Here is a 15,915-nt window from a genome sequence, read left to right on the forward strand (position 1 = left end):
CGGCCGAACTCTCCGGGATCATGTGGGAAGTGGTGGGAGGTGGCGAGGGGTCAGCCGGGTTTTCGGGTGAGGGGGACGGTCGCCTGGGCGGAGACGCCGTTGACCGTGACCGTGAGCCGCACCGACCCGCTCGACCGCAGCCCGGTCAGCCGGCCGGTGTCCGGGTCGAACCAGGCGGCGTGCCAGGGTCGCAGGCCCCACACCGATCCGATGTGGAGGTTCGTCGAGCCGGACCAGTCGGCGCTCAGCGGAGCGGCGACCGGCACCTGGCGACCACCGGGCTGGGTGACCGTGGCCGTCACCGGCAGCGCCGCGCCGGCCGGCAGGGCCGACGGGGCCGCCAGGGCCAGACTGTCCACATGCGCCCGGGTCTGCGCGCTCACCCATTGCGGCCCGTCCGCCAGCGGATTCCGCCGGGCCGCCGCCGCCTCCGCCGGGCTCACCGGATCGACGCCGAACATCGTCCAGCCGGAGAATCCGCCCAGGTGCGGGGCCGTCGACGGGTTCTTGCCGGCGTTGCCGTTGATCAGGTACGGCACGCCGTCGACCCGGTCGGCGTGGAAGGTGCCGACGTGTGCGCCGACGAACAGCGCTCCCTTGCCGGTGTCCTGCTGGAAATCGGCCAGCCACCGTTCCAGCAGCGCCGCCTCCTTGCGGTCGCCGAGCTGGCTCGCCCTGGCCGGCGTCGGGTCCCGAGGCGCGTGGTGCTCCAGCACCACCACCGAGCCGATCGCCGGATTCCGGGCCGCGTCGTCCAACGCCGTACGCAGCGACCGGACCTGGGCGAAGCCGCCGCCGCGCAGGCTGCCGGTCGAGGTGTCCAGGGTGACGAACCGGGTACGGGTACCGCCACCGGCCGGGGTGTGGTCGAAGACCCGGGAGGTGTCCCCGAACACCGACCGGAAGTTCGTGATCGGGGCACCCATGATCTCGTGGTTGCCCGGCACGTAGTAGTAGGGCAGGGTGCCGCCCAGTTCCTCGTCCAGGATCCGCTTCGCCAGCGCGAAGTCGGCCGGGTACGCGGTGTCCACGAAGTCACCGTTGATCACCAGGAAGTCCGGTCGGGCGGCCCTGACCTCGCGGAGCGTACGGCGGGCCTGGGCGACCAGGTCGCTGTCCGGGTCGGCCGCGACGAACTGGGCGTCGGAGAGCACCGCGAACCGCCAGGGCGCCCGGTCCACGGTGCCGTCGGTGAGCACCACCCGGTCGGTCCGGAGCGGCTCGGCCGGCGGGGTCACCTCGGACGGCACTTTCGCGACGATGTCGTCGATGACCACCTCCCCGGTGTACGCCGCCGCCGCGTCGGTCTCCGCCACGTAGAACCGCCGGATCCGCACCGGGTACACCACCCCGGCCGGCACCGCCATCTCGACGTACCGCCAGCCGGTCCAGTCCAGGTACGGACCGCGCAGCACGTGCTGCTGGTCCAGCGCGTCGTGCAGGTGCAGGCTCGGCCACTCTCCGTTGCCGGCGCTGTGGATCCACATCCCGAACGCCTGCGGCTGGCCGGCGACCGGGATGTAGGCGGGTGGGTCGGCGTACGCGGCCCGGGTGCCGGTGGACTGGCCGAAGTCGTACGCCAGCTTCAGGCCGGTGCCGGTCCGGCCCGGCACCGGGGTGGCCGATCCGGTGGCGCGGGCCGCGCTGAACCGCCACGAGGCCGCGTCGTCGAACATCGCCACCGGTACCTCGGTGAGCCCGACGGTCACCGGTACGACGGTGCTGGTCCCGCCGACCCGCACGGTGACCAGTCCGGCGCCGCTGTCGACCTTGGCCCGCACCGACAGGTTGCCGTCCCCGGCCGGGGTGATCTCCAGCAGGTCCCGGTCGTACTCCAGCCGCACGTCGGCCGGCTCGATCGGCGCGGTGTTGCCCTCGGCGTCGTAGCCGACCACGCCGAACGTCCCGGTACCGTCCGCACCGGAGAGCCCGACCTTGTCCACGGTGCCGTCGATCCGGGCCAGCGGCCCGAGCACCGTCAGTGCCAGGGTGCCCTTCGCCCGGCCCCGGGCGGCGGTGACGGTGGCCGCGCCGGGTAGCCGGGCCCGGAACACCCCGGCGGAGTCGACCGTGCCCCGGGTCGCCGGCTCGGCCCGCCAGCTCGGCCGGCCGGCCGCCGGCCCGTAGGTCTCGTCGTAGCCGGCCGCGCTCAGCCGCCGGGTCAGGCCGGGAAAGACCCGGTCCGGGCGCCCGCCGCGCACCGGGCCGATCCCCGGCGCCGTCATCGGATCGAGCACGGTCTTCACCCAGTACGCGGTCAGCCGGCCGCTCCCCTGCGGGGCGTACAGCGCCAGGCCGTTCGGCACCGGACGCTCCGAGCCGTCCGACGGGGCGTTCTCCACCCGTACGGCCGGTTGGCCGGGTTCCCGGGCGAGCAGGGTGGACGAGCCGCCGCCGTCCAGGTTGAGCGCGTTGTGCGCGCCGAGTTCGGCCATCATCGCGCCGAGTTCGGTCAGCGTCACGCCCCGGCTGTCGGCCTGCCGCCCGTCCACGGTGAGCAGGTACATCTTCCGGCCGTCGGCGGAGAATCCGACCGCGGTCCGGGGCTCGGAGTTGACGTCGCCGATGTTCTGCGCCACCCCGTCCCGGACCAGTACCCGGTTGCCGCCGACCGCGGCACGCAGGGTGCTTCCGTCCGACGGCTTGGGCGCGTACGCGATGTCGACCTGGTCGCCGGGGCGCAGCGCCGCGAGCGCGTCGGCGCCGGCCTCCCGGCCGAGCAGGATCGTCGTACCGGCGGGGATGGGGCCGCTGCCGGCGGCGTCGGCCACCGTACCGACCCGACCGCCGACCACGGTCACCTCGGTGACCCGGCCGGCACCCTCGACCGCCCGGCTGCGGGGGTACGAGCCCCAGAGCGGCGTGAAGACGCCGACGCCGCCCGCGACGACCATGTTGTTGAACTGGGTGAGCGGAACCGGCCCGCTCGGCAGGGTGGCGGTGCCGTCGAAGTGCACCTGGACGACCCGGCCCACTCCCTCGGCGGTCACCCCGGCCGCCTCCACATGCCCGGCGACCGCCGACTGGACGAGCTGGCCACCCTGGATGCCGATGCCCTGGGCCGCGCCCGAGTTGTTGATGTCGAAGAAGTCTCCGTTGACCGCGGCCACCGCGCCGGCCCGGTCGACCGCCTTCCGCAGCGGTTCGGCCTTGGCCACCTCGCCGGAGTTGACGTAGTCGACGCTGAGCCCGCCGGTCAGGTCGGCGGTGAGCGCGTCGGCCCGGATCCAGCCGTTCGCGTCGAACCGGTCGTAAGAGGTCAGGTCGAGTCCGGGCGCGACGGGTCGGGTCCGGCTGTCCGTCTCGATCCCGTCGGCGTCGGCGGCGGCGACCGCGACCGGGGTGGACGACGGGGAGCCGGACGAGGAGGCGCGGGGGCTCTCGTCGACGGCGGTGCCGGTGGCGGGGGCCGGGATCGGGGCGGCCGGCACCGGGGCGGCCAGGGCCGGGACCGGGCCGACGACGGTCAGGGACGGCACCAGGAGCAGCAGACCGGCGAGGCGGGCGGATCGGCGGCGGATGACCATGTCCGGTAGTCAACCCGACCACGTATAGAAGTTTCAATACCTGACACCTGAACCGAAGGAAAATTCCACCCGTGCGGCGGCTACCGGTCCGGGCCACCACCGAGGACGTGCTCCCGCCCCCAGGCACCCAGCGGCGCCAGCGCCTCGTTCAGCGACACGCCGAGCGGGGTCAACGAGTACTCGACGCGCGGCGGCACCTCGTCGTACGCCTCCCGGCGCACGATGCCGTCCGCCTCCAACTCCCGCAGATGGGAGGCGAGCACCTTCTCGGTCACCCCGGGCACCAGCCTGCGCAGTTCACCGAAGCGGCACACCTGCTCGTCGAGCGCCCAGAGGATCAGCACCTTCCACTTGCCGCCGACCACGTCCATCGCCGCGTCGATTCCGCAGACGTACGCCCCCGGCCGTCGCGCACCGAGCATCACCCACCCCCTCCTGGTTGCCCCGCGCACGTCGAGGTAACCACCCACTTCGAGGTAACCACCCACTTCGAGGTGCGTACTTGTCCGCGTCGAGGCGCGGCGGCAAGTCTAGTGAGCGTGGAAACGAACACCCCTGCGAAGACCTCTCTCACCCTCCTCGGGCTCGGTGCCATGGGCACCGCGCTCGCCCGTACCTGGCTGGGCGCCGGGCATCCGCTGACCGTATGGAACCGCACCGCCAGCCGGACCGAACCACTCGCCGCCGAGGGTGCGACGGTCGCCGGCACGGCCGCCGGGGCGGTGGCCGCGAACGATCTCGTGGTGGCCTGCCTGCTCGACGACGCCTCGGTCCGGGAGGCGCTCACCGACGCCGACCTGACCGGCAAGGACCTGGTCAACCTCACCACCGGCACCCCGGCCCAGGCCCGCAGCCTCGCCCGGTGGACCCGGGAGCGCGGCGGGCGCTTCCTGGACGGCGGGATCATGGCGATTCCGCCGATGATCGGCGTTCCCGAGTCCGGCGGCTACGTCTTCTACAGCGGGTCCCGTTCGCTCTTCGACACCCATCAGCGCACGTTGGCCGTACCCACCGGCACCAGGTACGTGGGCGGCGATCCCGGCTTCGCCGCCCTGCACGACGTGGCGTTGCTGAGCGCGATGACCGGAATGTTCTCCGGGGTCGCGCACGCCTTCGCCCTGATCAGGAGGGAGGAGATCGCGCCGAAGGAGTTCGCCCCGCTGCTCGTCGAGTGGCTCACCGCGATGGCCACGCTCGTGCCCGGCACCGCCGCTCAACTGGAGAGCGGCGACTACACCGTGGGGGTGAGCTCCAACCTCGCCATGATGGTCGCGGGCAACGCGACCCTGCTCCGCACGGCCGAGGAGCAGGGAGTCAGCGCCGAACTGATGACCCCGTACATGGAGCTGATGGCGCGCCGACTCGCCGACGGACACGCCGACGAGAGCGAGACCGGCGTGATCGACCTGCTCGTCCGCTGAGCGGGTCGNNNNGGGGGGCCCGGCCGATATCGGCCGGGCCCCTCGTTGGTGGTGTCGAATCGCGCCGCTGTGGGCGCCCCGGGTCACTCCCCGGGGGTGGACTTCGCGATCTGCATCAGGAACTCGATGTTGGTCCGGGACTGCTTGAGCCGGTCCAGCAGCAGGTCGAGTGCGGCCTGCGAGTCCAAGGAGTGCAGCACCTTGCGCAACTTGTGGATGATGGCCAGCTCTTCCGGCGCGAGCAGGATCTCTTCCTTACGCGTGCTGGAGAGGTGGATGTCGATGGCCGGGAAGGTCCGCTTGTCGGCGATCTTCCGGTCCAGCTTCAACTCCGCGTTGCCGGTGCCCTTGAACTCCTCGAAGATCACCGTGTCCATCACGGACCCGGTCTCCACCAGCGCGGTGGCGAGGATGGTCAGCGAGCCGCCGTTCTCGATGTTCCGCGCCGCGCCGAGGAAACGCTTCGGCGGGTAGAGCGCGGTGGAGTCGATACCACCGGACATGATCCGACCACTGGCCGGCGCGGCCAGGTTGTACGACCGACCGAGCCGGGTCACCGAGTCGAGCAGTACGACCACGTCGTGGCCCAGCTCGACCAGGCGCTTGGCCCGCTCGATCGCCAGCTCCGCGACCGTGGTGTGGTCCTGCGGCGGGCGGTCGAACGTGGCCGCGACAACCTCGCCCTTGACCGAGCGCTGCATGTCGGTGACCTCTTCGGGCCGCTCGTCGACCAGTACGACCATCAGGTGACACTCGGGGTTGTTGGTCGTGATCGCGTTGGCGATCGCCTGGAGCACCATGGTCTTACCCGCCTTCGGCGGAGACATGATGAGCGCCCGCTGGCCCTTGCCGATCGGCGTCACCAGGTCCATGACCCGGGTGGTGAGGATGTGCGGCTCGGTCTCCAGCCGCAGTCGCTCCTGCGGGTACAGCGGGGTGAGCTTGTAGAACTCGGGCCGCCGCTTCGCCTCGTCCGGGTCCATCCCGTTGATCGTGTCGAGCCGGACGAGCGGGTTGTACTTGTCCCGCCGCTGCTCGCCGTCCCGGGCCGCCCGGACCGCGCCGGTGACGGCGTCACCGCGACGCAGGCCGTACTTCTTGACCTGGGACATCGACACGTAGACGTCGTTGGGACCCGACAGGTAGCCGGTGGTCCGGACGAACGCGTAGTTGTCGAGCACGTCGATGATGCCGGCCACCGGAACGAGCACGTCGTCCTCGTTGACCTGCGGCTCGCGGCTGCTGCTGCCGCCGCCCTCGCCGTTGTCCGGACGGTCGTTGCGTCCCCGACGCCGGTCCCGGAACCGGCTACGCCGGCTGCGCCGTCCACCGCTGTCGTCGTCGTCGCCGTCGTTGTCCCGGTCCACCGAGCGCTGGCCCCGGTCTCCACGCGGCTCGCCGCGCTCGGCACGGTCGTTGCCGCGCTCGCCCCGGTCATTACGGTCACGGCCGTTCCGGGAGTCACCACGGTCGGCCCGCTCACCGCGCTCGCCACCCTCGGTCCGCTCGGCGCTCTCGGCCCGGTCGCCACGCTCGGCACGGTCACCGCGCTCGGCCCGCTCGCCACGGTCGGCACGGTCACCGCGCTCGGCCCGCTCGCCACGGTCACCGCGCTCGGCCCGCTCGCCACGGTCACCGCGCTCGGCCCGCTCGCCACGCTCGGCCCGCTCGCCACGCTCGGCCCGCTCGCCACGCTCGGCCCGCTCCACCGGGGGCGCCTCGGTCTCCACCTCGGCGGTGGCGGAAGCGGCCCGGCTGGACCGCCGGGACGTACGCGTCCGCCCTTCGCCGCCGGCGGCGGCAGTGGCCGGTACCTGCTCAGCAGCGGCCCGGCGCTCACCGTCCGGTCGGTCGCTCTCGCGCACCTCGGCCCGTACCTCGTCGCGGGCCGGCGCAGCCGCGGCCGACACCTCGGCGCGGGGACGAGGCGCACCGCCACTGGCGGCACCGGCGGTGCCGGCCTGCCGTTCCGAGATCGCGGTGATCAGCTCGCCCTTGCGCATCCGGGCCGTACCGGAGATGCCGAGCGACGCGGCCAGGCTCTGCAACTCTGGCAGCAGCATCGCCGACAGCCCGGTCCCGGTCCGCCGACGGCGGGTAGAACCTGCGGTGGCTTCGCCAGCGACGTTGGAAACATCCGACGTCACGTCGGTGGTGTCGCTCAATGGATTCCTTCCCTCGTTAAGGCCGGGGCTGCCCGTGGCTCGAAGAGCTAACCGGCCGGGCGGCCTCGGTGCACCCGCCTCGCATGACGCGTCGCGGGAGTCTGTAACACAGCAGCCGGTTGGTTTCCCGACCCACCAACGTCGGTGAGCAGGTCTCGCCGCCTGCGGCGACCTGTGGAAACTGCGGTGCGGCGTGAACCTAGGCAGGGGTGAGACGGGCTGACCGCCGAAAGCTTCGGGGGTGCACCGACCCGCAGGAGTCGCATTGCTTCGCGGCTGTGCTAGGTCTAGAGCGTAATCAACTCTTCCGACCTGCGGCAACAGGGTCCCGCTCGGCGTGTCCCAGTCTACCCCTATAGACCCGTGCCCCGGCTACGTCTATGGGCAACCTTTGCGAGGTCCAGCGCATTCCCGGCGTGAATTCCTCGTCGAGGCTGGTCAGCGCCAGAATCGACGGGCCCGCCCCACTGATCACAGCGGCCACACCGGCAGCACGCAACTCAGCCAGAAGTGCCGCACTATTGGGCATTCCGCCCGCGCGATAGTCCTGGTGCAACCGATCCTCGGTCGCCGCGAAAAGCAGCCTCGGGTCGGCGGTCAGGGCGTGCACCAGCAGAGCGGCCCGTCCGGCGTTCCGGGCCGCGTCGCCGTGTGGCACCGTCGCCGGCAGGGCGGCCCTGGCCACCGCCGTCAGTCCCCGCTCCTGCGGGATGAAAACGGTGGCGTGGACGTCGGGGGAGACCGGCAGCGTCACCGCCCGGGCCGGGCCGTCCGACTCCGACCAGGCGATGGTGAACCCGCCGAGCAGGCAGGGCGCGACGTTGTCCGGGTGACCCTCCAGCTCGGCAGCCAGCCGCAGCGCCGCGTCGTCGTCGAGATCCCGGTCCCCGTCGATCACCAGGGCCCGGGCCAGCAGTACCCCGGCGACGATCGCCGCCGACGAGGAGCCCAGGCCACGGGCCTGCGGGATCCGGTTGACGCATTCGACGGCCAGCCCGGACGGTTGGCCGCCGAGCGCGTCGAAGCCGGCCCGCATGGCCCGGACGACCAGATGCTCGTCGCCGTCCGGCAACTCTCCCGCGCCCTGCCCGGTGACCTCGACCCGGCAGCCGTCCGGGCTGATCCGGGCACCGACGTCGTCGTACAGCGCCAGCGCCAGGCCGAGCGCGTCGAAGCCGGGGCCGAGGTTGGCGCTGGTCGCCGGCACCCGGACCCGGACCGGCTCGGAAAGGAAGGAGGGCCGCATCCGGCTCATGCTAGGTCCTCCCCATCCGGCACGGACCCCGGCGCCTCCCCCGGACCGGCCGCACCGGACGCCGCGTCGTCGCGGGACGGTCGCGGTGGCCGACCGGCCGAACGCAGCGCCAGCCGCAGCGCGTACTCGATCTGGGCGTTGACGCTGCGAAGATCGTCCGCCGCCCACCTGGCGATCGCGTCGTAGACCTGCGGATCGATTCGGAGCAGAAGTTTCTTGCGTTCGGCCATCGGTGTGCGGGCCCTAGCTGTAGAGAGATCCGGCGTTCACCACCGGCTGGACGGCCCGGTCACCGCAGAGTACGACCAGCAGGTTCGCCACCATCTGGGCCTTCCGTTCCTCGTCGAGTTCCACCACGTGCTCGTCGCGCAACCGCTCCAGCGCGTTCGAGACCATGCCCACCGCACCCTCGACGATCTTGAACCGGGCTCCGACGATCGCGCTCGCCTGTTGACGAGCCAGCATCGCCTGGGCGATCTCGGGCGCGTACGCCAGGTGCGTGGTACGTGATTCGAGCACCTCCACGCCGGCCAACTGGACCCGTTCGCGCAGTTCGGAGGTCAACTCCTCGCTGACCACGACGCTGTCCCGCAGGCTCGCCCGACCGGAGTCGTGTGCCTCGTACGGGTAACTGGTGGCCAGGTGCCGGACGGCCGCCTCGGACTGCACGGCGACGTACTCGACGTGGTCGTCGACGGCGAACGCGGCCTTGGCCGAGTCGACCACCTGCCACACGACGACCGCCGCGATCTCGACGGGATTGCCGTCGGCGTCGGAGACCTTGAGCCGGGCGGTCTCGAAGTTGCGTACCCGCAGCGTGACCCGGGCCCGGTCGGTGAGCGGCCAGGTCCAGTGCAGCCCGGAGTCCCGGATGCTGCCCACGTAGCGGCCGAAGAACTGCACGACCTGGGCCTCGTTCGGATTGACCACGGTGAACCCGGTGGCCATCACCGCGGCGAGTACGGCGTACCCGACGCTGACCGCGACGATCCTGGGGTGGACACCGGGCTCGTCGAGAACCGGCAGGATGCTCGCGATCCCGGCGGCGGCCAGGAGCAGCAGAACTCCGATCGAAATGAACCCCGAGATCCGGAAGGCGCCTCGTTCCATGACATCTCCCTGCTAGCGATGTGATATCACAACGATAGCCGACGGGCGCCACGAGAGAAAGAGTGGTGTCGCGGTGGGGTCACGGCAGCCGGGTCTGGTCCGCGGCGGCTCCCCGGGCCCGCTGCGAGAACCCGTAGCTGGCCACGCGCAGCCGCTGGATCAGGCCGGTCGGGTGCGGCCCCGAACCACGGCTGCCGTCCGGGTCGAAGGCCAGCGCCGCGTCCACCTCGTCGGGCAGCCGTGCGCCGAAGACGACCCGCCCGAACCGGCGCCACGGACCGGTCACGCCGACGGCGAAGAGGTCCAGGCAGGCCGCGTCCCGGTCGGCGACCGAGGCCACCTCGTCCAGGGTGCGGCCGAGGGGGCGGATCGAGCGCGCGGTGACATACACCCGCCGGTTGTCGATCCGGTACGCCAACAGGCTGCCGTACGGGCCGGCGAAGTCGTACCTCGGAATCGGCAGGTGTCGCAGCACCCGCCGCTGACTGCTCGTGGAGAGCATCAGGTCGAACGGGCCGGCGTCCCCGTGCAGCCGGAGGGCGAGGCCCAACAGGTCGGGCCAGCCGTCCGGGGTGGGTGTGCCACGGGAGAGCCGTACGGTCCCGGCACAGCGGCCCGGACGGCCCGCCATCCGGACCGCCAGCGGCCCCCACAGCTCGACCTGCCCGGTGAATGAGAGCCCGCGCGGGTGCAGCAGCCGACCGCCGCGCCACCTGGCCAGGCGGCCGGCCACTCGGGCATCCGGCACCACGTCGATGGCCCCGGAGTACCCCCGGCAACCCCGCAATATCGGCGTCGCCCGGTTTTTCCGTCCCCTCGCCCCATGCCACCGCGCCTCGGGTCAGCCTGGCTGGCCCGCCGGCTGCGGGGCCGTCTCCGGGCCCTCCTCGCCGGACAGGTCCAGCCGCCGGGTCGCCACCCACCAGCCGATGGCGTAGACGAGGGTGGTCAGCCCGCAGCCGGCCAGCACCACCCGCTGGTCGACGTGGTCCACCACGCCGGCCACCGCCAGTTGGCTGACCGCGATGGCCACGGTCGCCAGCATCATGTCGGTGGCGAAGACCCGGCCCCGCAACCGGTCCGGCACCTCCCCCTGCAACGCGTAGTTCGACATCACCCAGTTGCTGCCCCCGGCGAAGTGCGCGACGAAGACCAGCACCAGGACCAGCGGGAACCAGTTGGTGAGCGACACGCCGAGATAACCCAGCCCGTACGCCGACATCGACAGCGCGAGGCCGGGCAACAGCCAGGACCGGTGGTGCAGCACCCGGCGCATCAGCAGCGGCCCGACCAGCACGCCCGCGCCGCGTACCGCGAAGAGCAGGCCCGTGCCCAGCGCACCGACCCCGTACAGGCCGGCGAGCAGTGGAAAGACGGTCAGCACGCCGTTGCCGAGACCGACCGCGCTCTTGACGGTCACCAGCGCCAGTACCCGGGGACGCCGCCCGATGTACTGCAACGCCTCCCGGATCGCCGTCCACGGATGCGGCGTCGGCAGGTCATGATCGCGGGGCGCCTGCAACGGGCGGCGGATCCGCCAGGTCAGGCCGGAGGCCACGGCCAGGCCGATCGACGCCACCCAGAAACAGGCGTACGGGCCCACCGCGGCGGTCAGCACCCCGCCTAGTGACGCCCCGACGATGCTCATCGTGCCCCACGACGAGCCCGCGATCGCGTTCGCGGCGGGCAGGTCCTCCGGGTCCACCACGTTCGGCAGGGCCGCCTGTGCGGCGGGTGAGTAGAACGCCTTCGCGATCGCCACCGCCCCGATCGCGAGCAGCGCCAGCCAGGCGGTGCCGGAGCTTCGTACGCCGAGCAGCAGGACGATCGCGGCAAGCGCGGTCAGGTTCGACGCGATCAGGATCTTCTTGCGGTCCAGTCGGTCGGCGACGGTCCCGGCGTACGGCAGCAGCAGGGCGAGGATTCCGTTGTCGACGGCGAGCACCAGTGCACCCCACACACCGCTGCCGGTCAGCTTCGGAAGCAGCACCAGCAGCGGCACCATGACGAACCAGTCGGCCCCGAACACCACGAGTTCGGCGCTGAGCAGACGGCGGAAGTCACGGTTGCGTGTAAGGACAGAAAGGGGTGACGACACGTACCGGGACCCTACCCGCCAGCGTCCGGACCCCTCGTGGGACGGCGGCGGGCCAGGCCGGGGTGTCCGGCCTGGCCCGATCCGCTCAGTTCTCCGTCAGCCCGCTCAGTTCTCCAGCAGCCCGCTCACTCCTCGGTCGGCGGCAGCGGCGACCGGCGGCTCTTCGGCAGCCGCAGCACCTCGAACTGGTCGGTGCCGTCGATCAACGCTCCGGACGGCATCGGACGCCCGCCGACCGGTCCCGCCGGCCCAGCCGTCGCACCCGCCGCCGCGCCGGCCGCTACCGGCGTACCCGGGCCCGACCCGGCACCGAACCCGCCCGGCTCGGCCGAGCCGGCTCCATCGGCGGACCCGCCGCGACGGCGACGCATCCGCTCCTTGGTGTTCTCGACCATCGTGTAGAGCGTCGGCACCAGCACCAGGGTGAGCAGCGTCGAGCTGATCAGACCGCCGATCACCACCACCGCCAGCGGCTGCGAGATGAACCCGCCCTCGCCGGTCAACCCGAGCGCCATCGGCAGCAGGGCGAAGATGGTCGCGATGGCGGTCATCAGGATCGGTCGCAGCCGGCGCCGGCCGCCCTCGACCACCGCCTCGATCACACCCATCCCCTGGGCCCGGTACTGGTTGACCAGGTCCATCAACACGATCGCGTTGGTCACCACGATGCCGACCAGCATCAGCACACCGATCAGGGCCGGTACGCCCAGCGGCGTACCGGTGGCCAGCAGCAGGCCGATCGCACCGGTGGCGGCGAACGGGATGGAGACGAGCAGGATCAGCGGCTGGATCAGGCTGCGGAAGGTGGCCACCATGATCACGAAGACGATCGCGATCGCGGCGAGCACCGCGAGGCCCAGGTCGGCGAAGGCCTCCGCCTGGTCGGCGCTGACCCCACCCACCGCGAACGTCGCGCCCGGCACCTCGATCGCGTCGAGGCGCTTCTGGAGGGCGGCGGTGGTCGCGCCCAGGTTCGAGGCGGTCGACGTACCGGTGACCGTGGCGCTGCGCTCCCCGTCGATCCGGGTCACCGCCAGCGGTCCCTGCACCTCGGTCACCTCGGCGATGTCGTCCAGCTTGACCGCACCGCCCGGTCCCACCGGCAGGGCCCGCAACGCGTCGATGCCGGCCGGCGGCTGGCCCGTACGCAGCACCACGTCCTGCTGCTCACCGCCGAACGTCACCTTGCCGAGCGGGCTGCCCCGGAACTGCTGCGCGACGAGCTGGCCGACGGCGGCGTCGGAGAGCCCGAACCGGGCGGCGGCGGCCCGGTCGACCTTGATGTCGATCCGGGGCGCGCTGTCCGCCAGGCTGCTCTGCACGTCCGTCACGTCCGGGGTGTCCGACATGGCCCGCTGTACCTGCTCGGTCGCCCGGGCCAGCACGTCGACATCGCCGGCCCGCACGATCACCTGGAGCTGGTTGACGGATCCGCCGCCCGGCCCACCGGCCCCGCCGAAGCTGACCTCGCCGGCTCCGCTGAGCTTGTCGAACTCCGTCCGCAACGTCTCCTTCAGCGCTGTGGCGTCGGCGTCGGAGCTGAGCGCGACGGAGAAGTTGGCGCTGTTGACGCTGCCGCCCCCGCCGAACGGGTTCGCGCCGCCGCCCACCGTCACCTGGTAGGAGTCGATCCCGTCGGTACGCTCCAGCACCGTCTCGACCTGCTTCGCGGCCGCGTCGGTGGCACCCAGACTGCTGCCGACCGGCAGTTCCTGGCTGATGCTGAGCGTGTCCTGTCCGGAGTCGTCGAGGAAGTTGGTCTCCAGCCGGGTGGCGAGCCCGAAGGTGCCGAAGAGCACGACCAGGCCGAGGGCGACGGTCAGCCAGCGCCGCCGGGTGGCGAACCGGATCACCGGCAGGTAGCCGCGCTGGAGTGGGCTGCGCAGCTCCTTCTCCTCCGCCGCCCGCCGGAGCGCCTCCGCGCTCGCGCCGCCGTTCGCCGGCCGGAGGAACCAGTAGGCCAGCACCGGGATGATGGTCAGCGACACCAGCAGCGAGGCGAGCAGCGCCACCGTCACGGTGATCGCGAACGGCGCGAAGAGTTGTCCGACGAACCCGCCGACCAGCACGATCGGCGTGAATACGGCGACGGTGGTGAGGGTGGACGCGGTGACCGCGCCGGCGACCTCCCGGACTCCGCCGATGATGGCGTCGCGTTTCTCCTCGCCGTACCCGAGATGTCGTTTGATGTTCTCCAGGACCACGATCGAGTCGTCGACCACCCGGCCCACCGCGATGGTCAGCGCGCCGAGGGTGAGCAGGTTGAGCGAGTACTCGCCGACCCAGAGCGCGATCAGCGCCACCAGCACGGAGAGCGGGATGGAGACCGCCGTGACGAGGGTGGACCGGATCGAGAGCAGGAACACCAGGATCACCAGCACCGCCATGACCAGCCCGAGCAGGCCCTCGGTGGTCAGGCTCTCGATGGACTTCTCCACGAACGGCGCCTGGTCGAAGACCACGCTCAGGGTCGCGCCGGAGGCGGTCGAGAGGTCGGCCAGCCGGTCCCGGATCTCGTGCGAGATACGTACCGCGTTGCCGTCCGGCGAGGCGGTGACCATGATGCCGAGGCTGTCGGTGCCGTTGGTCCGGGTGAACGAGGTCGGCGCGGCGAGTTGCTGCTCGACGGTCGCGATGTCGCCGAGCCGGACCGGTTGGCCGCCGGCCTGGGCCGGCGGCAGGAAGATCCCGGCGAGTTCCTCGACCGAGGAGATCCGGCCACCGATCTGGACCGTGCGGGTCTGGTCGTTCTCGGTGACCGCGCCGGCCGGGATCGTCACGCCGTTGGCCTGGAGTGCGGTGCCGATCGCGGTCGGCGAGACGCCGGCCGCGCCGAGCTTGGCCGGGTCGGGAGTGATCACCACCTGCTGGTCGCGCGCGCCGGTCACCTCGACCGTGCGGACCCCGTCGATGGACTCCAGTTCGGGTACGACGGTGTCGGCGAGCCGGTCCGCGAGGGCCCGCTCGTCGCCGCTGCCGGCCGCCGCCAGCACCACGGCGGGCAGGTCGTCGGTGCTGCCGGCGATCACCTGCGGCTCGACGCCCTCCGGAAGCTGGATCCGGTTCAGCGCGGTCTGCATCTTGTTGACCGCGTCGTCGAGGTCGGTGCCGAACTCGTACTCGACCTGGAGGGTGGCGCTGCCCTCCTGGGACGTCGAGGTGACCTTGTCCAGTCCGGCGATGCCCTGGATGCTGTTCTCGATCGGCTCGGCGACCTGCTCCTCGACAACCTCCGGCCCGGCGCCCGGGTACGGGGCGATGATGAAGGCGGCCGGGAACTCCAGCGAGGGCAGGAGCTGCTGCTTCAGCGACGGCACGGCGTACGCGCCGAATGCCGTGATCACGATCGCGATGAGCGCGACGAGCCCTCGGTTGGCGAGACTGAGTCTGGCGAGGAACGACATCAGCGGCTCACTCCTGTGTATCGAGTTGGCGCGAGATTTGTGATCGCGCGAGTTCTCACGTCGGCGCGGCAGGAGGAAGTCTGCCTGACCCGCATCCCCGTCCCGAAATCGGGGCGCTGGGCGCAGCCTGCGGGTCGGCCCGGTCGGCGGGCAACCCCTGCTCAGCAGCCTCTCAGCTCGCCGTACCGCCCCGTGCCGCCCCGTGCCGCCCCGTCCGCCGGATCGGGCGACAGGATCCGGTACGGGTGCCGGCCGACGCGGCGGACAGAAAGGCCGGAGAAAGGTCGGACGGTTCGCCTAAGGTGACCGTTCCAGCCCTCTACAAAGGAGCAACGTGACCCGCTTCCGTCACGCCCTGATCGTCGCCGGCGTTGCCGTGACCGCGACGGCCCTGCTGCCCCCGGCTCCCGCCTCGGCGGACACGGTCAGCAAGCACGTCCACATCATGTTCCGGAGCCACGACAGCAATGCGGGTATGGACCTCGACGTGGCCAGCGTGGCGGGCGCCACCACCATCGACGTCGACTGGGCCGACAACCAGTGCCGGGACACCGAGAGCGGCCGTACCTGCGACTTCGTCTTCCGGAACTCGGACGCCGTCCCGGTACGCCGCTTCTCGTTCGGGTTCGACCAGGGCGGCTTCTCCACCCGGCTGCCCTACCAGGAGACCCGCCGCACCTGCACGTACGCCAACGAGGAGGAGGTGGCCTGCGCCGAGGAGTACGGCAGCGGCGTGACGACCATCGACGTGACGTGGACGGGCAGCAGCGAGCCCACCCGCTCCCGGCGGACCGACGAGGACGGCCGGGTGCACGTGACCACCTCGGCGTACGCCACGGTGAGCGGCACCGCCCACGGCCTGACCTATGGCGGACCGCTGAGCCTCGGCTGGCTCACCCGGATCCGCACCATCGACCCGCAGTCCTGACGATGCC

The 15,915-nt window shown here is 71.8% G+C and carries 11 protein-coding genes; 2 read left to right on the forward strand and 9 right to left on the reverse strand.

Going from position 1 to position 15,915, the window contains the following annotated elements; all coding sequences use genetic code 11:
• Positions 1-50: 50 nt before the first annotated feature.
• Both ACFP2T_RS24370 and ACFP2T_RS24375 read right to left on the reverse strand, forming a co-directional pair.
• Positions 51-3,527 (reverse strand): phosphodiester glycosidase family protein, encoded by a 3,477-nt coding sequence (locus ACFP2T_RS24370; protein WP_377425241.1) that lies wholly within the window; start codon positions 3,525-3,527, stop codon positions 51-53.
• An 80-nt stretch (positions 3,528-3,607) separates the two neighbouring features.
• On the reverse strand, positions 3,608-3,949 hold the full coding sequence (locus tag ACFP2T_RS24375; protein WP_377426176.1) for a winged helix-turn-helix transcriptional regulator: 342 nt from the start codon (positions 3,947-3,949) through the stop codon (positions 3,608-3,610).
• A 117-nt stretch (positions 3,950-4,066) separates the two neighbouring features.
• On the opposite strand from ACFP2T_RS24375, the gene ACFP2T_RS24380 reads away from it, so the two are divergent.
• Entirely contained in the window at positions 4,067-4,948 is an 882-nt protein-coding gene (locus ACFP2T_RS24380; protein ID WP_377425242.1) for an NAD(P)-dependent oxidoreductase, read from the forward strand.
• Between the two features lie 83 nt (positions 4,949-5,031).
• Here ACFP2T_RS24380 and rho read toward each other — a convergent pair whose 3' ends face one another.
• The 7 genes from rho to ACFP2T_RS24415 all read right to left on the reverse strand — a co-directional run bounded on the left by rho (position 5,032) and on the right by ACFP2T_RS24415 (position 14,980).
• Positions 5,032-7,113: a transcription termination factor Rho gene (gene rho / locus ACFP2T_RS24385; protein WP_377425244.1), complete on the reverse strand. Its 2,082-nt coding sequence runs from the start codon at positions 7,111-7,113 to the stop codon at positions 5,032-5,034.
• A gap of 298 nt (positions 7,114-7,411) precedes the next feature.
• The gene (thrB, locus tag ACFP2T_RS24390; protein ID WP_377425246.1) at positions 7,412-8,359 is read right to left on the reverse strand and encodes a homoserine kinase; all 948 of its coding nucleotides are present in this window, start codon (positions 8,357-8,359) and stop codon (positions 7,412-7,414) included.
• Between the two features lie 5 nt (positions 8,360-8,364).
• Complete coding sequence (locus ACFP2T_RS24395; RefSeq protein WP_377425248.1) at positions 8,365-8,598, reverse strand: type II toxin-antitoxin system antitoxin; 234 nt, start codon at positions 8,596-8,598, stop codon at positions 8,365-8,367.
• A 13-nt stretch (positions 8,599-8,611) separates the two neighbouring features.
• On the reverse strand, positions 8,612-9,478 hold the full coding sequence (locus ACFP2T_RS24400; RefSeq protein ID WP_377425249.1) for an SPFH domain-containing protein: 867 nt from the start codon (positions 9,476-9,478) through the stop codon (positions 8,612-8,614).
• Positions 9,479-9,557: 79 nt separating this feature from the next.
• Positions 9,558-10,211: an HAD family hydrolase gene (locus ACFP2T_RS24405; protein WP_377425250.1), complete on the reverse strand. Its 654-nt coding sequence runs from the start codon at positions 10,209-10,211 to the stop codon at positions 9,558-9,560.
• 108 nt (positions 10,212-10,319) lie between these two features.
• Positions 10,320-11,576, reverse strand: a complete 1,257-nt coding sequence (locus tag ACFP2T_RS24410) for an MFS transporter (RefSeq protein ID WP_377425251.1) — start codon at positions 11,574-11,576, stop codon at positions 10,320-10,322.
• Between the two features lie 125 nt (positions 11,577-11,701).
• On the reverse strand, positions 11,702-14,980 hold the full coding sequence (locus tag ACFP2T_RS24415; protein WP_377425253.1) for an efflux RND transporter permease subunit: 3,279 nt from the start codon (positions 14,978-14,980) through the stop codon (positions 11,702-11,704).
• A 334-nt stretch (positions 14,981-15,314) separates the two neighbouring features.
• On the opposite strand from ACFP2T_RS24415, the gene ACFP2T_RS24420 reads away from it, so the two are divergent.
• Entirely contained in the window at positions 15,315-15,908 is a 594-nt protein-coding gene (locus tag ACFP2T_RS24420) for a hypothetical protein (RefSeq protein ID WP_377425255.1), read from the forward strand.
• Positions 15,909-15,915 lie beyond the last annotated feature (7 nt).

Source organism: Plantactinospora solaniradicis (assembly GCF_042658085.1).
Classification (GTDB): domain Bacteria; phylum Actinomycetota; class Actinomycetes; order Mycobacteriales; family Micromonosporaceae; genus Plantactinospora; species Plantactinospora solaniradicis.